Origin of the sequence: Leptotrichia sp. oral taxon 218, assembly GCF_018128225.1 — a bacterium.
Taxonomy (GTDB): Bacteria; Fusobacteriota; Fusobacteriia; order Fusobacteriales; family Leptotrichiaceae; genus Leptotrichia.
This window is the reverse complement of sequence record NZ_CP072377.1, coordinates 1,473,372-1,494,674: the sequence shown is the minus strand read 5'-3', so window position 1 is coordinate 1,494,674 and position 21,303 is coordinate 1,473,372. Positions and strand designations below refer to the sequence as shown.

At 27.1% G+C, this 21,303-nt stretch carries 20 protein-coding genes and 2 pseudogenes; all 22 read left to right on the top strand.

Annotation, left to right across the window (positions count from 1 at the left end):
• The first annotated feature begins 216 nt into the window (after positions 1–216).
• Positions 217–1,488, top strand: a complete 1,272-nt coding sequence (locus J5A73_RS06930; protein ID WP_211614324.1) for an alcohol acetyltransferase — start codon at positions 217–219, stop codon at positions 1,486–1,488.
• A gap of 32 nt (positions 1,489–1,520) precedes the next feature.
• Positions 1,521–2,204 carry a DUF6320 domain-containing protein gene (locus tag J5A73_RS06925; protein WP_211614322.1) on the top strand — a complete coding sequence of 228 codons (684 nt, stop codon included), beginning with the start codon at positions 1,521–1,523 and terminating at the stop codon, positions 2,202–2,204.
• Positions 2,205–2,317: 113 nt separating this feature from the next.
• Positions 2,318–2,959 (top strand): thiol peroxidase, encoded by a 642-nt coding sequence (gene tpx, locus J5A73_RS06920; RefSeq protein WP_211614320.1) that lies wholly within the window; start codon positions 2,318–2,320, stop codon positions 2,957–2,959.
• A gap of 168 nt (positions 2,960–3,127) precedes the next feature.
• Positions 3,128–4,717 (top strand): DNA polymerase III subunit gamma/tau, encoded by a 1,590-nt coding sequence (gene dnaX / locus J5A73_RS06915; RefSeq protein WP_211617369.1) that lies wholly within the window; start codon positions 3,128–3,130, stop codon positions 4,715–4,717.
• Between the two features lie 45 nt (positions 4,718–4,762).
• Positions 4,763–5,215: a 50S ribosomal protein L9 gene (rplI, locus tag J5A73_RS06910; protein WP_211614318.1), complete on the top strand. Its 453-nt coding sequence runs from the start codon at positions 4,763–4,765 to the stop codon at positions 5,213–5,215.
• Positions 5,216–5,245: 30 nt separating this feature from the next.
• On the top strand, positions 5,246–6,694 hold the full coding sequence (gene dnaB, locus J5A73_RS06905; RefSeq protein WP_211614316.1) for a replicative DNA helicase: 1,449 nt from the start codon (positions 5,246–5,248) through the stop codon (positions 6,692–6,694).
• A 43-nt stretch (positions 6,695–6,737) separates the two neighbouring features.
• Entirely contained in the window at positions 6,738–8,006 is a 1,269-nt protein-coding gene (locus J5A73_RS06900; RefSeq protein ID WP_211614314.1) for a U32 family peptidase, read from the top strand.
• 208 nt (positions 8,007–8,214) lie between these two features.
• On the top strand, positions 8,215–8,895 hold the full coding sequence (locus J5A73_RS06895) for a response regulator transcription factor (RefSeq protein WP_305798703.1): 681 nt from the start codon (positions 8,215–8,217) through the stop codon (positions 8,893–8,895).
• 10 nt (positions 8,896–8,905) lie between these two features.
• A complete protein-coding gene (locus tag J5A73_RS06890; protein WP_211614311.1) occupies positions 8,906–10,465 on the top strand; it encodes an ATP-binding protein in 1,560 nt (519 codons plus the stop codon).
• 106 nt (positions 10,466–10,571) lie between these two features.
• Positions 10,572–11,933, top strand: coding sequence for a phosphoglucosamine mutase (gene glmM, locus J5A73_RS06885; protein ID WP_211614309.1), 1,362 nt, complete (start codon positions 10,572–10,574; stop codon positions 11,931–11,933).
• A gap of 736 nt (positions 11,934–12,669) precedes the next feature.
• Positions 12,670–12,786: a MarR family transcriptional regulator gene (locus tag J5A73_RS06880; protein ID WP_080667958.1), complete on the top strand. Its 117-nt coding sequence runs from the start codon at positions 12,670–12,672 to the stop codon at positions 12,784–12,786.
• Positions 12,787–13,254: 468 nt separating this feature from the next.
• Positions 13,255–14,503: pseudogene (locus tag J5A73_RS06875) on the top strand (RNA-guided endonuclease InsQ/TnpB family protein).
• A gap of 25 nt (positions 14,504–14,528) precedes the next feature.
• Positions 14,529–15,506 (top strand): hypothetical protein, encoded by a 978-nt coding sequence (locus J5A73_RS06870; RefSeq protein ID WP_211614307.1) that lies wholly within the window; start codon positions 14,529–14,531, stop codon positions 15,504–15,506.
• A gap of 20 nt (positions 15,507–15,526) precedes the next feature.
• Positions 15,527–15,754 carry a serine kinase gene (locus tag J5A73_RS06865; RefSeq protein WP_211614305.1) on the top strand — a complete coding sequence of 76 codons (228 nt, stop codon included), beginning with the start codon at positions 15,527–15,529 and terminating at the stop codon, positions 15,752–15,754.
• Between the two features lie 33 nt (positions 15,755–15,787).
• A complete protein-coding gene (locus tag J5A73_RS06860) occupies positions 15,788–16,258 on the top strand; it encodes a hypothetical protein (RefSeq protein ID WP_211614303.1) in 471 nt (156 codons plus the stop codon).
• A gap of 496 nt (positions 16,259–16,754) precedes the next feature.
• Positions 16,755–16,871 (top strand): MarR family transcriptional regulator, encoded by a 117-nt coding sequence (locus J5A73_RS06855; protein WP_211614301.1) that lies wholly within the window; start codon positions 16,755–16,757, stop codon positions 16,869–16,871.
• Between the two features lie 424 nt (positions 16,872–17,295).
• A pseudogene (locus J5A73_RS06850) lies at positions 17,296–18,544 on the top strand (RNA-guided endonuclease InsQ/TnpB family protein).
• 29 nt (positions 18,545–18,573) lie between these two features.
• Entirely contained in the window at positions 18,574–19,329 is a 756-nt protein-coding gene (locus tag J5A73_RS06845; protein WP_371813429.1) for a class I SAM-dependent methyltransferase, read from the top strand.
• An 18-nt stretch (positions 19,330–19,347) separates the two neighbouring features.
• Positions 19,348–19,545: a hypothetical protein gene (locus tag J5A73_RS10500; RefSeq protein WP_249069191.1), complete on the top strand. Its 198-nt coding sequence runs from the start codon at positions 19,348–19,350 to the stop codon at positions 19,543–19,545.
• Positions 19,546–19,553: 8 nt separating this feature from the next.
• Positions 19,554–19,721, top strand: a complete 168-nt coding sequence (locus J5A73_RS10495; RefSeq protein WP_249069190.1) for an AtpZ/AtpI family protein — start codon at positions 19,554–19,556, stop codon at positions 19,719–19,721.
• 9 nt (positions 19,722–19,730) lie between these two features.
• Positions 19,731–20,120, top strand: coding sequence for a hypothetical protein (locus tag J5A73_RS06835; protein WP_211614299.1), 390 nt, complete (start codon positions 19,731–19,733; stop codon positions 20,118–20,120).
• 226 nt (positions 20,121–20,346) lie between these two features.
• Positions 20,347–21,252, top strand: coding sequence for a F0F1 ATP synthase subunit A (gene atpB, locus J5A73_RS06830; RefSeq protein WP_211614292.1), 906 nt, complete (start codon positions 20,347–20,349; stop codon positions 21,250–21,252).
• Positions 21,253–21,303: the final 51 nt, after the last annotated feature.

Here is a 21,303-nt window from a genome sequence, read left to right as displayed (position 1 = left end):
TATTATGAAAAAAATAGAAAAAGTACGATTATGAGGTAAAACTAATTAATTCAAAACAAATGTTATAATTATAATTTATAATTCTATTTTGTTATAAAAAATATAAGTGTGGAAAAATAAAATTAATCGTTGTATAATAATATAAAACTAAAAAATTTTTTTTAAAAATTAAAAGTTATAAATTATTAAATTATAAATTAGAAAGGCTGGAAAAGAATGAGAAAGAATGAAAAAGTTTGGTATAAATTAGACGCTTTTGCAAAAACTTATTCTTCTATCATAAGTGAAGGTAGAACAACTTGTTTTAGACTTTCCATTAAATTTTTGGAAAATGTTGACTTGGAAGTTTTACAGAAAATATTACCTTTTTTGGAAAAAAAATATCCATTTTTTAATTCAGAGCTTAAAAAGGGAATTTTTTGGAACTATCTTCAAGAAAAAAATACTGGATTTATGCTCGAAAAAGAAAAAACTTATCCATGTACAGACATTCAAAAAAATAATCCTTTGAGAATAATTTATTACAATAATAAACTTTCGGTGGAAATTGCTCATTTTTTGACTGACGGCGGGGGAGCTATGATATTTTTTAGAGATTTAATAGAAAAATATTTAGAACGAAAATATTTTTTTATAAAAAATAAAACGAAATTTTTCACAGAAACAGAAGAAGAAAAAAATTTTGAAGAAGTCAAAAATGTTGAAAAAGATGGATATGTAAATTCATATGAAAAGTATTTGCGAAAAGTGAGTAAAGAAGTGACAATAAAATCAGCATTTCATTTGCCACTAAAGATATTAAAAAAAGGTCAGTATCATATAACAACAGGAGAAATTCTTTTAAGTGAAATAAAAAAAGAAAGTAAAAAACATAACACAACAATTGGAAAATATTTACTCGCTGTTTATTTTAAAATTTTACTTGATAGATATTCAAGTGCGAAAAATCCGATTGTTATTGGTGTTCCTGTGGATTTGAGAAAAATTTTTTGTGAAAATACTTACAGAAATTTTTTCATGAACATAACACCAAGCATTGATGCAAGTCTTGGGACTTATTCGCTCTCGGAAATCATCACATATTTGGATAATTATTTTGCTCTTAAAATAAATGAAAAGGAGTTTTACAAAAGTATTTATAAAGCGATGAATCCAGTTGAGAATATTTTAATACAAATAGTCCCGTATTTTATAAAGCGAATGTTTTTTCCATTTATTTTTGACTATTACGGCGAGCGGGGATATACGACGGGATTTTCAAATTTGGGAATTTTTAGAATTGAGCCGAAATACGAAAAATATATTTTGGGATTTAGATTTTTGCCACCACCTAGCAAGAGATGTAAAGTAAAAGTTGGAGTAATTAGCGATACAAAAAAAATATATATAAACTTTGGGAATTTGACTACAAATTACGAAATAGAACGAGATTTTTTTATTTATTTGCGAAAGCGGGGAATAAGGTCAAAAATTATAACAAATTATTAAAAAAATAAATAAATTAAAGAAAGGAAAATGAGATGTATTGTGTAAAATGTGGCGTGGAACTTGAAGATGGCGTAAAAAAGTGTCCTTTGTGTGAAACACCTGTACCACAAATGGAAGATTTGGAAAAAAATATTTATGAAAGTGAATATCCAAAAATAAATATAAATATTTATGAATTAAAAATGAAAAGAGTGAAGAAAACCGTATTTTTGTCTTTTTTTTCAATTTCAATAATTTCAATTTTAGAAGTGCTTTTTCAAAATATTATAATGTATAAAAAATTAAAATGGGGATATTACACAATTCCATCAATTTTAATTTTTGACTTATTTTTATTTATTTTGCTTGATTCTTACAGAATGAGAACAAATTTATTCATTTGCTTTTTCGGACTTAGCGGTTATTTTTTAATTTTGGATTATGGAGATAAAGTCTTGACTTGGAGTTTGAAATTGGGAATTCCGATTGTTGTGGCATTTACAGTAATTGGATTGATTTTTTCATTTGTTTGGGATAAGCATAAATCAGATAAATTAAAAATATTAAATTTTTTTATTTTTTTTGTCGGAATATTTTTACTTGTGCTAGAACTCATAATAAGCCAAAAAATGACCTGGTCAATATTTTCCTCAATTCCGCTTTTTATCTTAAATATACTTTTACGATATTCGTATAAGTCGTATAAAGAGGAATTTAAGCGAAGATTACATTTATAAAAAAATAAAACCCAAAAAACATTTGTATTTGCAAAAAAGAATTTTTGGTGCTATAATAAAAAAATAAAAAATAAAATATAAATATAAAAATATAAATATAAAGGAAAAAATTTATGAAAAAAATAATTTTAAATTCTCTAATTTTACTTGTAATAGTTTCTTGTGGAAGTAAAAATAGTAGTAAAGTTGAAGAATCACAAGGTGTTTCTAAAAATTATGTGGAATATGTAAATAGTTTAAAATCTGAAAATGATTTGAAAATTAAAATGGGTGGAGAGCCAATTACAATCGTTGGAAAAAAATTGAAAGTTGGCGACAAAATAACTCAAGTTCCATTAGTTGTAAATACAAAATTGGAGGAAAAAAATATTTTTGATGATAAAAATATAAAAGTTTTGTATACAGCACCTTCTTTAGATACAAAAGTTTGTTCACTTCAGACGAAAATTTTGAATGATGAAGCTAAAAAAAATCCAGCTATAAAATTTTATTCGATTACAGAAGACACACCATTTGCACAAGCTAGATTTTGTACAGAAAATGACATAAATGGAATAAAAGCTGTTTCAGACTTTAAATACCACCAGTTTGGTCTGCAAAATGGATTGTTTATTAAAGAAAAAGGTCTTCTTACTCGTGCGTTAATCATTTTGGATAAAGATAATACTGTTAAATATATAGAATATGCACAAGATGAAAAAAATGAAGCTGATATAGACAAAGCATTAGCTTTTTTACAAAAAATGAAAAAATAAAATATAAAGTGAAAATATAAATTTAAAATTGGTAGTTTGGACTGCCAATTTTTTATTTTTTGTATTTATTCTACATTATTATTATTTATTTAAAATTTTTTTGTGGTTCACAAATTTTATTAAAAATGATATAATAAAAACAGTCATAAAAAGAAATGAGAAGTGAGAATATTGAATATTACATTGTATAGAAAATATCGTCCTCAAAATTTTGATGAAATAGCGGGACAGGAATTTGTAACTCGTGCTATAAAAAATTCTTTGAGAGAAAATAAATTATCACATGCTTATTTATTTAACGGACCTCGTGGAGTTGGAAAAACTACGATTGCAAGACTTATTGCAAAAGGAGTAAATTGCTTAAACAGTGAAGATGTAACGGATTCTCCTTGTGGAGTTTGTGAAAACTGTGTTGAAATAAGTAAGGGAATTTCTATGGATATGGTGGAAATTGATGCGGCATCCAATCGTGGAATTGATGAAATTAGGGAATTAAAAGAGAAAATAAATTATAGACCCGTAAAAGGAAGAAAGAAAATTTATATAATTGATGAGGTTCATATGCTCACAAAAGAAGCGTTTAATGCACTTTTAAAGACACTAGAAGAACCGCCGTCACATATAATATTTATTTTGGCTACAACGGAAATTGATAAAATTCCAGATACAGTTATTTCTCGATGTCAAAGATATGATTTTTTGCCAATTGATAAAAAAGGTATAATAAAATTGTTGAAAAGAGTCGCTTTTAAAGAAGATATTAAAATTGATGAAGAAAGTCTGGATTTGATATATAAAAAATCTGAAGGAAGTGCAAGAGATAGCTTTTCAATTTTTGAGCAAGTTGTGTCAAATTATTCTGGGGAAGCAATTGATATTTCAAAGACGCAAAAGGCATTGGGAGTTGTTCCAGAAATTCTTTTAAGAGAATTTTTGAATTTAATTTTTCTTGCAAATAAAGAAAAACTTATCGATTTTATTGATAGAATTTGGGAAGACGGAGTAGTGATTGAAAATTTTTTAAAAGATTTTGCTTATTATTTGAAAGAACAGTTTAGAAAAAGTGAAGAAGTCAAAGTAAATTTTTTGCTTGATACGGTAAGTTCGATTTATTTTACACTAAATGAATTTAAGTATGAGGAGGATAAAAGACTTCTTGGGTATGTCTTGATTTATGAATTGTATAAAAATAAGAGAGTTAAACTTTTAGAAAAAAAATTAGAAGATTTTGAGAATCTTGATATTGAGAATGAAAGAAAATCTTACGATAATTTAGAAACTTTTGATTATTTAAAAGAAGCAAATAGAACTTCTAAAAAAGGTTTTGAGAAAAAAGAAAAAATCGAGGATAATTCTAAAAAAGAAATTGCAGAAGAAACAATGGAATTAGAATTAGAATCAGAATCAGAATCTAATGAAAATATTGATATTTCTATTTTTAGAAAAAGAATTAAAAAGATAATGAATGAGTTGGAAAATTTAAATATGGCTTTTCCATTTTATTTTCAAAATGCAAGTTTTTTGGAAATAGAAAAAGAGATGCTTTGTATAGAAGTTGAAAATGACTTTATTAAAAATAAAATTATGGGAGAAGACAAGAGAAAAATAGAAGAAGCGATAAATAAAGTTTGTAAAACTAATATTGAAGTAAAAGCCGTAGTTTTAAGAAATAAGGTTAAAAGCGAAAGTAAAAAATTTTTGGATAAAATGACTGAATTTTTCGAAGGAAAAATTTTGAAACAAAAAAATCAAGAATAAAAAGATTAAATAAATAAAAAATAAAAATAAAAGGAGATTTTTAAAATGAAAATTAAGGTAATTTTGACAGAAACAATTAAAGGAATAGGGAAAAAAGATGAAATTATAGAAGTAAAAGATGGATATGCCAACAATTTTTTGTTGAATAAAAATAAAGCAGTTTTGGCAACACCAGAAAACATTAATAAATTACAGAAAAAAAATGAAAAGATAGAAAAAAATCATGCAAGAGATGTAAAGGAAGCAAATGAATTGAAAGATATACTTGCAAAAAAAGAAGTTGTACTAAAAGTTAAAGCTGGAGAAAACGGAAAAGTTTTTGGTTCAATTGGAGCAAAGGAAATTTCTGAAGCAATAAAAGATCAATTAAATATTGAAATTGATAAAAAGAAAATTTCGACTAGCACAAGAGTGAAAGATTTGGGACTTCATACAGTTGAGTTAAAACTTCATTCGGAAGTAAAAGGAAGTATAAAAGTGAAAGTGGAAGCAAAATAGTTTTTTAAAATTTTTTAGTAAAGGAAAAAAATGGATATAGACGATTTAAATTTGACTGATGAGAGAATGGGATTACCTGAGAAAACATACAGTATAAAAGCTGAAGAAGGTTTAATTGGTTCAATATTTTTAAAACCCAAAATTATGTCTGAAATTTTAGAAATTGTAAATGAAGAAGATTTTTACAAGGGAAGTCATAAAATATTATTTAATGAGATGAAAAAAGCTCATGAGAACGGAAAAATTATTGAAGTTCTCGTAATTGTTGAACTTTTGAAAAAGAATAACCTTTTGGAAGAAGTTGGCGGAGAAGATACCATTTACGATTTTACAGAAGTTGTTTCAACAGCGGCAAATGCAACAACTTATGCCAGAATAATAAAAGAAAAATCAATTCAAAGACAGCTTATTGATGTTGGAGAAGAAATTATAAAATTATCGCAAAATAGTTACAGCAGTATTGAAAAAATAATAGATGATGCTGAAAAGAAAATTTTTGAAATTTCCAAGAAAAAGCAGCATCAAGATATTATAAGAGTTGCAGAATTAGCTGATCAAAAAATAAAGTTACTGGATGAATATCAGAATTCGACAAGCGAGTTGAGTGGAATACCTACAGGATATTTTGCTTTTGATCAGATGACAGGAGGTCTGCACGGTTCTGACTTAATGATTCTTGCAGCTAGACCTGCTATGGGAAAAACGGCATTTGCACTAAATCTTGCGATAAGTGTTGCAAAACAAAATAAGCATGTTTTAGTCTACAGTTTGGAGATGGGAAATGAGCAGCTATTTGACAGAATTTTGTCAATTATGGCAAGAATAAGACTAAAATCGCTTAAAGATAATATGCTTAAAAAAGAAGAAATGTTTAAAATGGGTGAAATTTTTGGTGAAATTACTGAGATGCCACTTTATATATCAGATTCTGCAAGTGTAAATATGATGGAATTAAAATCAACAGCTCGTAGATTAAAATCAGAAGGAAAATTAGATTTTCTTTTGATTGACTATTTGCAGCTTATAAGTCCGCAGGAAGGTTATAGAAAAAGCAGGGAACAGGAAATATCAGAAATTTCTCGTTCGTTAAAACTTCTTGCAAAAGAATTGAATATACCAATTTTAACTTTATCGCAACTTTCTAGGGGAGTTGAGCAAAGAAATGATAAAAGACCGATGCTGTCTGACTTGAGAGAATCTGGAGCGATAGAGCAGGATGCTGATTTAGTGATGTTTTTATATCGTGACAGTTATTACAAAAAAAATAATTTTGATGATGAAGAACAAGGCGAAACTTCTGATGATAGCAGTGGTAGTAACGCTAACAGTAGTGAAGGAAATGAAAAAGGTGAAGAAGTGGAATTAATAATTGGAAAACATAGAAGTGGACCGATTGGAACGATAAAATTATCGTTTGAAGCTTCATATCAACAATTCTTGAATATAAAAGATGAACAACATTTGCCGCCGTCTGAATAAAAAAATTGCAAACAGAAAATAATTAAAAAGTTAAGGAGAAAAGATGGAAAAGAGAAAAAGAGTGGAGTTATTAGCACCTGCTGGAAATATGGAAAAGTTAAAAAGTGCTTTTCATTTTGGAGCGGACGCTTGTTTTATTGGAGGAAACGCCTTTAACTTGAGAGGAATGTCCTCTAATTTTAATAACAAAGAATTAAAACAAGCTATTGATTATGCTCATAGCTTGGGGAAAAAAGTGTATGTGACACTGAATATTTTTGCGCATAACGCAGAAATTGAATATATGCCAAGATTTATTAAAAAATTGGAAGAATATGGAGCAGATGCGGCAATTGTGGCAGACCTTGGAGTTTTTCAGCTAGTTAGAGAACATGCTCCAAACTTGAGAATACATGTTAGTACACAAGCTAACAATACAAACTGGATGAGTGTAAAAACTTGGAAAGAGATGGGAGCTAAAAGAGTTATTTTGGCAAGAGAAATGTCATTAAACGAAATTAAAAAGATTCGTGAAAAAGTGCCAGATGTTGAAATAGAAGTGTTTATTCATGGAGCGATGTGCATGACTTATTCGGGTAGATGTCTGCTTAGCAACTATTTTACTGGAAGAGATTCAAATCGTGGAATTTGTGCGCAAGATTGCCGTTGGAATTATAAAGTTATTGCAGAAGGGCATGAAGAAACAGGGGCGCATGATGTTATAGAAAATGAAGATGGAACATTTATGTTTAATGCAAAAGATTTGTGTACAATTGAATTTATTGATAAAATTATTGAAGCGGGTGTCGATTCTCTAAAAATTGAAGGAAGAATGAAGAGTATTTATTATAATTCAACTGTTGTAAAACAGTATAAAAGAGCACTAGATTCTTATTATTCAGGAAATTATAAATATGATGAAGATTGGTTAAAAGAACTTAAAACAATTAGTCATAGACAATATTCAAATGGATTTTTCTTAGGGCCTACGACTGAAAAGGATCAAAATTATAAGACAGGGCTTTCTTATAGCCAGACTTACAGATTGGTTGCAAATGTACTAGAAAAAGTAGATACGAATAAATATAAAATTCAAATTAGAAATCAGGTTTTTGCAACACAGGAATTGGAACTTGTAAGACCAGAGTCGGAAGTTGTGAAATTTAAAGTGAAAAACTTTTTTAATACAAAAAAAGAAGAATATGAAGACCATGTAAATCCAAATACAATAGCAATTATCAAAACTGATGTTGAAATGGGACCGATGGACTTGCTTAGAATAAAACTTCCTGAGGGAAAATCAGATAGTGATATGGACAAAGAAAATTTTTAAAATTAAATTTTTATAATAATTATTTAACTAAAAATTTAATAAAATAAAAGTAAAATTCGTAAAAAAATAGCTATATTAATTTTATTATAATTATTTTTTATATAAAAATTGTTTAAAAAAAAAGATAAAAGTGTATACAAATTTTAAAAAATAAGGTATAATAACTACAATGAATTAAAATAAATTAAAATAAAAGTGGTGATAAATGATGAAAGAAAAAATATTGGTTGTGGAAGACGACCCAAAAATTTCAAGACTTCTTGAAATTGAATTAAAATTTGAAGGTTTTGATGTGTTTTTTGCATATGACGGTAAAGAAGGATTAAATATGGCTAAATACGGATCATATGACTTAATCTTGCTAGATGTAATGCTTCCAAAAATGAGTGGAATGGAAGTTTGTAAAAGAGTGAGGGAAACTTCACAAGTTCCTATAATTATGCTTACAGCTAAAGATGAAATAAGTGATAAGGTTGTTGGATTTGATTATGGTGCTGATGATTACATGACTAAACCATTTTCAAATGAAGAATTGCTTGCTAGAATAAAAGCATTATTAAGAAGAACTAAAAAATCGGTTGATCATAAAGGACTATTTGAATTTGAAGACTTGACAATAAATTATTCGACTTATGAAATTTTTAGAGGTTACGGAAAAGATCTGATTCAATTGTCAAAAAGAGAATTTGAATTGCTTGACTTTTTAGTTCTGAATAAAGGGATTGTTTTATCGAGAGATAAAATATTGGAAGAAGTTTGGGGATTTGATTATATTGGAAATGATAACATTTTGGATTTATATATCAAATATTTGAGAGATAAAATTGACAGACCTTACGAAAGAAGATTTATTCAAACAGTGAGAGGAATTGGATTTATCTTTAAATAAGGAGTAAATTATGAAAAATTTAAAATTAGAAGATCGTATTTCTTTGAACTATGTTCTTCTATTTTTGGTATTGATATTGTTTTCGAATATTATTTTAGTGTACTCGTTGCAAAGACAGTCAAAAAAGGCTTTGGTGTCTTTGGCACAAAATAAGGTTGAAGACATAAATAGTTTTTTGGATAAAGTTACTGTATTTTCGCAGAAAACAAATGAACTTACATTTGATTTTAATCCACAAGTTATGGAAGGAAAAAAGATTATTTATCTAAAACCTTTTAATCCTGGAGAAGAAGGTTATTTGTATGTTCTTGAGATGAAAAGAAATAATAGTCGTGTAATTCCAATAAATACAATTGGTGGGACTGACACGGAAGAAGCGAGTGCCACAAACGAAGAAATAGTAAAAATGTTAGAAAAATTTAATTTGAAAAAAAATGATGCAAATGGAAAAACTATTGACTTAGGAAGTGAAAATAAATATTTTGCATTTAAAGTTGCAAGAAATATTAAACACTATGATTTCAATGTCTATGTGTTAAAAAATATTTCACAGGAAAATAAAATTTATAAAAGACTGGAATATCTTGTAATTTTATTTACAATAATAGGAGCAGTTCTCACAGCAATTGTTTCAAAAATAGTCAGCAGAAGAATTTTAAAACCAGTTAAAAATGTAATAAAAACAGCAAAAACTATTACAAGTGAAGATTTGAGCCAAAGAATTGAAGTGCCAAAAAGTGAAGATGAACTTCAGACATTGACTCTTATTATAAATGAAATGCTAGATAGAATTGAAATTTCTTTTGGAAATCAGAAAAAATTTGTGTCGGATGCATCGCACGAACTTAGAACGCCACTTGCGATAATAAAAGGTTATGCGGAAATAATTAAAAAGCGTAGACTTACAAATGAAGAAATTTTTGAGGAATCAATTGACTCGATTATAAATGAAACTGACAACATGCGAAATTTAATTCAAAAGTTGTTATTTTTAGCAAAAGGTGATATTACGAAAATTAATACAAAATTTATTGAAATTGATGCGAATGAAATGGTTAAGCAGATTTATTCGGATACGACTGTTTCAACAAAAACTCATAAGATTCATTTGACAGAGGGAGAAAATTTTAAAATAAACGGAGATGAAACTTTACTTCAACAGGCAATTAGAGCAATAATTGAAAATGCGACAAAATATTCGGAAGAAAATACGAATATTTATATTGAATCAGAAATAAGAAATGGAAATGGAGTAATTTCAATTCGAGATGAAGGAGTTGGAATTTCAAAAGAAGATGCGAAACGAATTTTTGACAGATTTTACAGAGTTGACTTGTCGAGAACTAAAGCGACTGGAGGAACTGGACTTGGACTTGCAATTGTGAAAAGAATAATTGAAATTCATAATGGAAAAATAGAAATCGATTCTGAAATGGGAAAAGGGACTAAAATTTCTATAGTTTTGCCAATAAATGGAAAAGAAATTGTAGTTAAAAATGAGAAATCTAATAAAAATGATAAAACAAAAGAAAAATCAAGTTCTTTTTTTAGATTTTTTAAAAAAAAGTAAAGATAAAAGATTATAATAAAAAAATAAAATAAAGAATTAAAACAAAAAAATTAAAAAACAAAAGAAAAATAAAATTGAAGAAAAGAAAGGAATAAAATTAATAAGAATGGCTAGAAAATATTTTGGAACAGACGGAATGCGTGGAGAAGCTAACAAAGATTTAACTATTGATTTAGTTGGAAATTTGGGACTTGCTCTTGGATATTATTTAAAAAAACATAGAAAAAAAGCGGGAAAACCAAGAATTATCTTGGGAACTGATACAAGAATTTCGGGATATATGATAAGATCGGCACTATCTGCTGGTTTAAATTCAATGGGAGTTCACATTGATTTTGTAGGAGTACTTCCAACACCTGGTGTTTGTTATTTAACAAGAAAATTAAAAGCTGATGCAGGAATTATGATTTCTGCTTCACACAATCCAGTAAAAGATAACGGAATTAAAATTTTTAGCTCAAATGGTTATAAACTTCCTGATAAAGTTGAAGAAGAAATAGAAGCGCTTATGGAAGACAGAGAAAAATTATTAAAACATCAAATTGCTGGAGATGATCTAGGAAGATTTAAATATGTTGAAGACGATATGAGAATTTATTTGGACTTTTTGGCTTCAACTGTAAAAACAAGTTTTAAAGGTTTGAAAATTGTAATTGATGCGGCAAATGGTGCTGCTTATAGAGTGGCTTCAAAAATTTATCAAAAACTTGGTGCAGATATTATTGTAATAAATAATATTCCAAACGGAAAAAATATAAATGTAAATTGCGGTTCAACTCATCCAGAACTTTTACAGGAAGTGGTAAAAGTTTATAAAGCTGACTTGGGACTTGCATTTGATGGGGATGCGGACAGACTTATTGCAGTTGACCACGAAGGAAATGTAATTAATGGAGATTTAGTAATTGCTATAATTGCAAAATATTTCAAAAAAAGAGGACTTTTGAACGACAACAAAGTAGTTACAACAGTTCTAAGCAATATGGGATTTGAAAAATATTTGGATGAACAAGGTATTGGATTAATTAGAGCAAATGTTGGAGATAGATATGTTCTTGAAAAAATGAAAGAATATGGTCTAAATGTCGGTGGAGAACAGTCTGGACATATTTTGATGCTGGATTACAACACGACTGGAGATGGAGTTTTATCTTCGATTCAGCTAGTTGCAGCAATTTTAGAAAGTGGAAAAACATTAAATGAATTAGTAAAAGATATAAAATTGTGGCCACAGGATTCTAAAAATATAATGGTTTCTAAAGAGAAAAAAGCAACTTGGGAAACAAATAAAGAATTGACAGATTTTATAAGAGAAAAACAGAAAGAAATTGCTGGAAAAGGTAGAATCTTAGTGAGAGCTTCTGGAACAGAATCGCTTATTAGAGTGATGGTTGAAGCAGAAAAACAAGAAATTGTGGATAAATATATCAAAGAGTTGACAGAAAAAGTCGAAGAAGTTTTGGGATAAGTTAGTTGAATTATGGGAAATAGGCTAGATAAAATTCTAGTCTTTTTCTTTAATAAAATAAAAAAAAGTAAAAAAATAAGTTTAGAGTGATTAATTATCTTAGATTTAGAAAGGACTGTAAGTTAGAATGATTAAAAAAATTTTTGAGTATATAAAATCTAATGAATATATATTTTTTTCTCTATATTCATCAATAAGTCTAATTCTAGTATATTTTTTTTATAAATTAAAATTATTTAGAAAATTCGATGATTTAAGAATTGTATTTTTATGGTATTTGATGTTTTTTGGTATTTATGGACCATATAAAAAATTAAAGATCAAAAATTATTTGGTTAGATTTGTTATATCAATGTTTATTTTAATTATAGTTATAATAGGAGTTTAAGTTATGAAAATATCAAAAACAAAAATATCAACTGTAATAATTTTTTATTTAAGAATATTTATTTTAGTTAAATTACTTTTTTTTACATCTTTTTTGAACACTTCAAAAGAATATGAAATATGGACATATATGAAATTTATAAGTCTTGAATACACGATGTTAATTTTTGGGGATAAAAAAAATAAAGTATTAAATTTAATTGTAAATTTATTTTTTTTCTTTTGGGTTTTAAAAATATATTTTTGTTAATATAAAGTTTATACTTAGAGTAGAAAGAGAGGAAAAATGAAAGTAAATTTTTTTTATTAAATAGTACAAGAACACTCGCGACTTTAGTCGTGAGATGAATTGTACGAAAATTTTAGTAAGCATATAGGGAAACTTGTATGTAGACACGGAGCAAAACCGTGCAACAAAGAAACTGAACTGCTGGGAACTCTTAAAGCTAGTATAACCACAACATAATACCTAAGTGAGAATACGGTATAAGTGTGATGGTGGCGAAAGCAGAAAAAATATACTAGATGGTGCAAGGTTAAATCCTAAACATTATGATAATAGACAATCAGCAGCTAATCCTGAAAAGGAAAGTTCAACGACTATCCCTCGTGAGGGGAGTACAATACAAGCGGTAGGTATTGGAAGTGGTTTCGCCTAAGTCCTTGGAAATAGGATAAGGATAAGGATAAGATATAGTCTGTGCTTGTTAGAGATAACAAGAAGTTCAAGGCTAATCTCCTTAATTTATTAAGGAGTGTATATGCCATGAGAACTGCATAAGTAGTAGCGAACTTATGTGAACGACGCTTCCCACTGTTGTGGGGGTTTAAAAACTTTAAAAATATTTAAAAATAAATAAAAAATATTACTTTTTTGACAGATAAAATGTAGAATACATGGTATAATATCTCTGATGAAAAGGAGGTGATATCTATGTATTTAACTTTAAAACAGCAGGTAAAACATCTTAGTAAAAAAGAGTTTAGGAATTTAAAATATTTATCTCATATAGCCAAGAACTTAACTAATGAAGCTATATATAATATTAGACAGTATTATTTTAATAAGAAAAAGTATTTAAGTTATAACGAAAACTATAAAATGCTTAAAAATAGCGAGAACTATAAAAAATTAAATTCTAATATGGCTCAACAAATTCTAAAGGAAGTAGACGGAAGTTTCAAATCATTTTTTGGACTTTTGAAACTTGCTAAGAATGGTCAATATAATTTTAAAGATATAAAATTACCTAAATATCTTGCTAAAGATGGATTTACAACTCTTGTTATAGGTTTTGTTAGATTAAAAGATGATATGCTGATAGTTCCTTATTCAAATTCATTTAGAAAGACACATAAGGAAATCGCAATAAAACTACCACCAGTATTAAAAGACAAGAAGATAAAAGAAATTAGAATAATACCTAAACAACATTCTAGGTACTTTGAAATTCAATATACTTACGAAGTAAAAGAAGTTCAAAGGGAATTAAATGAAAACAATGCACTAGGGATTGATTTAGGTATAGATAATCTTTGTACTTGTGTAACTAATAATGGAGCATCATTCATAATAGATGGTAGAAAATTAAAATCAATAAATCAATACTATAATAAGATAAATGCAAAATTACAAAGTATAAAAGATAAGCAAAAGACCTCCCGAACAACATTAAGACAAAAAAGAATAACTAGAAAGAGAAATAATCGTATAAATGATTATCTTTCAAAAGCAGCAAGAATAATTATAAATTATTGTCTTAATAATGATATAGGAAAAATAGTTTTAGGATATAATGAAGATTTTCAAAGAAAATCAAATATTAGGAAGTATAAATAATCAAAACTTTGTAAGTATACCATATGGAAAATTAAGAGATAAATTAATATACCTATGTAAACTATATGGAATAGAATTCAAACTGCAAGAAGAAAGTTATACATCAAAAGCAAGTTTCTTTGATGGAGATGAAATCCCGATATATGATAAAGAAAATCAAAAAGAATATATATTCAGTGGAAAAAGAATAAAAAGAGGACTATATCAAACAAGTAAAGGCTATCAATTAAATGCAGATTGTAACGGAGCATTAAATATATTAAGAAAAAGTAAAGTTGTGGACTTAAGCGTCCTATACAATAGAGGTGAGCTGAACACACCTAAAAGAATAAGGGTAGTGTAAAGCTATCAAACTTCTTAGAAAATTTTTGAATATTTTTAAAGATTTTAGAACCCTGCGACTTTGGTCGTGGGAGGTTCAGACTCAAATAAATAAAAAAATAGGAATATATCATTTGGAAGATAGCATACTTTCAATTGGTAAAATAATTAAAGTTTCTAAAAATTATTTATTTTTGAAATCGTATGGAACAGATAATTTGGAAGATGGAATAAAAATTTTTTTGATTGAAAAAATTAAAAGAGTTATTTTGGAAGCTGATTATATTGAGAAATTAGAGAATGTAAAAAAAATTACACAACATTTTGAAAATTTAAGTGAAAAAATAAATTCATTTGAAGATGTATGCGAAGAAATTATAAAAAGAAAATATCTTATTTTATTAAATTTAAAAAATGGAGATATTGAGAAAGGATATCTTGTAAAAAAAGAGATTGATTACTGCTATTTTGAAATAGTAAATCAAGAGTTAGAAGTAATTTCTAAAGAAATTTTTGATGTGAATTACATTGAAAAAATAAGAATTTTCGTAAATGCTATAATTAATGAAAAAAATTGTAGTTCTTTGAATAAAATAGAATTATTTTCAGGAGAAATTTTTCAAGGAAATTTACTAGATAAAAGAGAAAAAATTGTTGTTTTTAAAGAAATAAAAGAATTTTCTGATGATAGCTATATTTCAATAGTGAGAAAACAAGATATCAAAGAGATAACAGAAATTTGTGGGGAAGAAAAAATTAAATATATGAATATAGTAAAATATTTTCAAAATATATCTAGTATAAATTTCTTGGATATTTTAGAAATTTGTATGAGATTTAAAATATTTATTTTTATTGACAATATTTATTTTGATGAAACTAAAGTTGGAATTGTTGAAGAAATATTTGATGAATATATTTATTTGAAAATGATAGATGAAAATTATCATTTTGTTGAAAAAATAAAAATAAAAATTTCTGAAATTGATATTTTGAGAATCAAAAATTATGTTTTAGAAATTTAAAGTAATGGAGATAGAAAAAAATGAAAATCAATGAAATAAAAAAAGTATATATGTTATATCATAGGACAAAACAGGGAGATGAAAAATTAATTGGATTTTTTTCAACAAAAGAAAAGGCGAAAGAAATTATGGAAAAAAGGAAATTGGATAAAGGTTTTAAGGATTTTCCAGAAGGATTTAAAATTAGAACGATGATTGTCGGAAAAGATTACTATACAAAAGGTTTTATATCAAAATGTTTGAAATAAATTTATTTAACAAGAGTTTTGGAAAGTGAAAAAATGGAAGTTTGGATTTTGTCGCATGGCTATGAATACGGAGATGTTTATAATAAATATAAATGGGAGGAAGAAACTAGATTTTTAGGTGCATATTGTACTAAAAAAGAAGCGATGGAAGCATTGCTGAGATATAAGAAAATAAGGGGATTTTGTTCTCATTTGGACGGATTTTATATAGGAAAATATACGCTTGATAAGTATTCACAGTGGGAGGGTGGTTATACTACTACTTATTACAAGAAAAATGAAGAAAAACATATTAAATCAAATAATCGAAAATTGTATTTGCTTTCACATTTTTATTATACAGTTGGTTTTCAAGAAAAAGAAAAACATAGAATTTTAGGTGTTTATCTGTCAAAGTTGGAAGCTAAAAGAAAAATAAAGAAATATCAGAAAATAAAAGGATTCTCTTCACATATTTCTAATTTTTATATTGAGGAATTTATTTTGGATGAATATAAAGAATGATATGACAGAAAAACTAAAAGGTTAAAAAAAATATAAACTAAGAAAAAAACAAATGTGGGAGGGTATAATTAAACAAAATATAAATAGCATTGAGAGAGGTGATTTACTATGTCAAAATATAAAGATGATGATGAAACTAAAGTAGTAACCGATGATGATTTGACTAATTTCTTAGGAACTGATTTGAATCCAAATGATCCAGATGATTAATCCAATCTTGAAGATAGAATTGAAGGCTAGTTTAGCAAATAATTTTTAGTATTATTAAAGAAATATTCTGTTTATTTTATTATGAGCGGAGTATTTTTATTATACAATATTATCATTAAATTTCTCAACTTCAACATATTTTTTAATAAAATTTTGTGGTATAATATACTTAAAATTTAAAGGAAAAATGAAAGGTGAAAAATATGGAACATAAAGAGTTTGCAGAAATTTATGATGTTTTTATTAAATAGTACAAGAACACTCGCGACTTTAGTCGTGAGATGAATTGTACGAAAATTTTAGTAAGCATATAGGGAAACTTGTATGTAGACACGGAGCAAAACCGTGCAACAAAGAAACTGAACTGCTGGGAACTCTTAAAGCTAGTACGACCACAACATAATACCTTCGTTAAAATATGGTATAAGTGTGAAGGTAGCGAAAGCAGAAAAAATATACTAGATGGTGCAAGGTTAAATCCTAAACATCATGATAATAGACAATCAGCAGCTAAGCCTGAAAAGGAAAGTTCAACGACTATCCCTCGTGAGGGGAGTACAATACAAGCGATAGGTATTGGAAGTGGTTTCGCCTAAGTCCTTGAAATAGGATATGGATAAGATATAGTCTGTGCTTGTTAGAGATAACAAGAAGTTCATGAGAGAACTGCATAAGTAGTAGCGTACTTATGTGAACGACGCTTCCCGCTGTTGTGGGGTTTTAAAAACTTTAAAAATATTTAAAAATAAATAAAAGATATTACTTTTTTGACAAATAAAATGTAGAGTACATGGTATAATATCTCTGATGAAAAGGAGGTGATATCTATGTATTTAACTTTAAAACAACAAGTAAAACATCTTAGTAAAAAAGAGTTTAGAAATTTAAAATATTTGTGCCATATAGCCAAGAACTTAACTAATGAAGCTATATATAATATTAGACAACACTATTTTCAAAATAAAAAGTATTTAAGTTATAACGAAAACTATAAAATGCTTAAAAATAGTGATAATTATAAAAAATTAAATTCTAATATGGCTCAGCAAATTCTAAAAGAAGTAGACGGAAGTTTCAAATCATTTTTTGGACTTTTAAAACTTGCTAAGAATGGTCAATATAATTTTAAAGATATAAAATTACCTAAATATCTTGATAAAGATGGTTTTACAACTCTTGTTATAGGTTTTGTTAGATTAAAAGATGATATGCTGATAGTTCCTTATTCAAATTCATTTAGAAAGACACATAAGGAAATCGCAATAAAACTACCACCAGTATTAAAAGACAAGAAGATAAAAGAAATTAGAATAATACCTAAACAACATTCTAGGTACTTTGAAATTCAATATACTTATGAGGTAGAAGAAGTTCAAAGGGAATTAAATAAAGAAAATGCACTAGGAATTGATTTAGGTATAGACAATCTTTGCACTTGTGTAACTAATAATGGAGCATCATTCATAATAGATGGTAGAAAATTAAAATCTATTAATCAATACTATAATAAGATAAATGCAAAATTGCAAAGCATTAAAGATAAGCAAAAGATTAAGCGGACAACATTAAGACAAAAAAGAATAGCTAGAAAGAGAAATAATCGTATACGAAGATTATCTTTCAAAAGCAGCAAGAATAATTGTAAATTATTGTCTTAATAATGATATAGGAAAAATAATTTTAGGATATAATGAAGATTTTCAAAGAAATTCAAATATTGGAAGTATAAATAATCAAAACTTTGTAAATATACCATATGGAAAATTAAGAGATAAATTAATATATCTATGTAAACTATATGGAATAGAATTTAAACTGCAAGAAGAAAGTTATACATCAAAAGCAAGTTTCTTTGATGGAGATGAAATTCCGATATATGATAAAGAGAATCCGCAAGAATATATATTCAGTGGAAAAAGGATAAAAAGAGGACTATATCAAACAAGTGCAGGTAAACTTATAAATGCGGATTGTAATGGAGCATTAAACATATTAAGGAAAAGTAAAGTTGTGGACTTAAGTGTCCTATACAATAGAGGTGAGCTGAATACGCCTAAAAGAATAAGGGTAGTGTAAAGCTATCAAACTTCTTAGAAAATTTTTAAATATTTTTAAAGATTTTAGAACCCTGCGACTTTAGTCGTGGGAGGTTCAGGAAGCATGTAGATTATGACAGCTGGTATAATTTTCTTAGGAGTTTTATTAAGAAAAAAGGAACTTTATTAGATTTGGGATGTGGAACTGGAGAGTTTTTAGTTAGGTTTTTGAGAGATGGGTTTTCAGTAACTGGAGTTGATTTGTCGGAGAAAATGTTGGAAATTGCAAAGAAAAAAATAACTGATAGAAAACTTGAGAATTGCGACTTTAAACTTGTAAAAGAAAATATTGTAAATTTTGAAAATACTTTTGAAAATGGAGAAATTTGCGAAGTTGACAATATTATTTGTAATTTTGACACGGTAAATTATTTGAAAAATGGAAGCGAATTTGAAAAGTTTTTGGAAAAATGTTCTAAAAATTTGAAAAAAGATGGGTTTTTGATTTTTGACGCTGTCACAGAAGATATTTTTTCTGAAATTTTTGAAAATGATATTTTTTTGGATGAAGAACCTGAATATACGAGCATTTGGCGTCATGAAAAACTTTCACAAAGAAAACATCTTGTGGAAATAGATTTATTTGTCAGAGAAAATCTAAATGATAATTTATTTAGAAAATATAACGATATTCAGTACAAATTTATTTATGATTTAGAATGGATAGTTAAAACTGCTAAAAATTATGGATTTGAAGTATTTGACACGGCAAGTAATCCTGAATTTGGAGAGAGTAGAATATTTTTTGTATTTAAAAAAATATAAGTTAGGGAGAAAATGAATATGTTAGAAAATAAAAAAAGTACAGATACAGATACAGATAAAAATATGAATGGAAAAAATATAGAGAAAGAAAATATTGACGAAGAAGAAAAAAGAAAAAAAGAATTTATGAAATTGAAAAAAAACTTGGACGGCATAATGAAAATGAGAAAAGAAATCGAAAAAGAAATAATAAACTTATCAAATATTTTGCACTAGCTACAAATATGGTTTATATTTTATCTGTGCCAGTACTTCTTATGATGGGATTTTATATGCTTTTGAAAAAATTCTTGTTTAAAACTGATCAGCCGATAGTTTTGGTCGTATTTCTTGTGATAGGTGCAGTTTCTGGATACTGGTCTTTGATTAAGCAGATTAATAATATAAAATAAGGAGAGAATATGTCTATCGAAATTAAAAAAAATTACAAACTTTCAATTTATATTACGATAATTGCATTTTTTATTGGACTTGTTTTTAAAATCGTGGAACTTTATTTTGGATTTTTTGTTGGGGGAATAATTTCACTAATAAATGTCAGACTTCTTATTTCAGGAATAAATAAAATTATGTATTTTAAAAGTAATGCAAAATTGCGAGGAAATTTTGAGCTTTGGAAAAGACTTTTGATTTTTTGTATTGGAATGTTTCTTGTTGGGAAAATTAGCCAAAGATATTTTGTGGATCATGTGTCGACAAATCTTTTATTTACTGGAATTGGAGCGACAAATTACAAAATTGCAATTATTTTGAGAAATTGTTCAAAAAAAATTAAAAAAAAATTATTTTAAAATTAATAAAATACTGTTTTTTTTATTAAAGAATAGATTAAAAATATCTAAATTAGAAGATTTTGGCATAATGTAAACTCAATGAAATCAAGCGTAAGTGAAATTTTAAACAAAGAATAAAATTTGCAAAAAGAAAATAATTGGAGTATAATAAATATACGAGTGAAGTTTTTAATCTTTTTACTCCAAAATAAAAAAGAACTCTTAAAAGAAAGGAGGAAAATTGATGAAAAATAAAGTTTTTAAATTTATTGGACTCTTATTTCTTATGATGGTGATTGTAAATGTTATTTTGGCAGTTGTAAGTACAGTTTTGCCGATTAATTTTGAATCACCGAGTTCAGTTGTAGAGCCACCGCATTATTTTAATTTTGTCATCGGAAGTTTTAATTTTTCGTTGAGTCAAACGGTGTTAAACACTTGGGTTTTGATGCTTGTAATAATGTTTATAGTGCATATGGGAACAAAAAATGCAAGTGTTACCAATCCAACTAAGATGCAAATTGTAATGGAAGAGTATTATAACTTTATTGAAAATACATTTCTTACAACTTTTGGAAAATATAAAAAGAAATATGTTCCGTTTTTTGCGGCACTGTTTGCCTTTATAATGTTTTCAAATTTATGTGGATTTTTGTTTCCATTTGTAATAATGGTCTTAAAAGGACAGCATGGAATGGAAGTAAAACCATTTTTTAGAACACCGACAGCTGACCCAAATACGACAATTGGATTATCACTTGTAGTAATTGTTCTGTTTTTGACGGTTTCTATAAGAAAAGGCGGATTTAGAGCGTATTTAAAATCGTTGTTTGAGCCAATGTGGTTTATGTTTCCACTAAATATTGTCGACATTTTTTCAAAAGTTTTGAATACATCAATGCGTTTATTTGGGAATATGTTAGCAGGATTAGTAATTGTGGGACTTTTATACAGCCTTGTAGGACATCAGTTGTTCCAAACTGTGACAAATAATTTATTAAAAGGAAATTTCTCGTTCGCAGTAGGTTGGACAATAATTTTACAACTATACTTGGATTTATTTATAGGAATCGTTCAAGCGTTTGTCTTTACGGTGTTATCATCCGTTTATATTGGTGAAGGACTGGGCGAAGAAGAGGAAAGTGAGTAACAAAATAAATTTTAAGTATCTAAAGAGTACAAAGAATAAAAAAACTAAAAA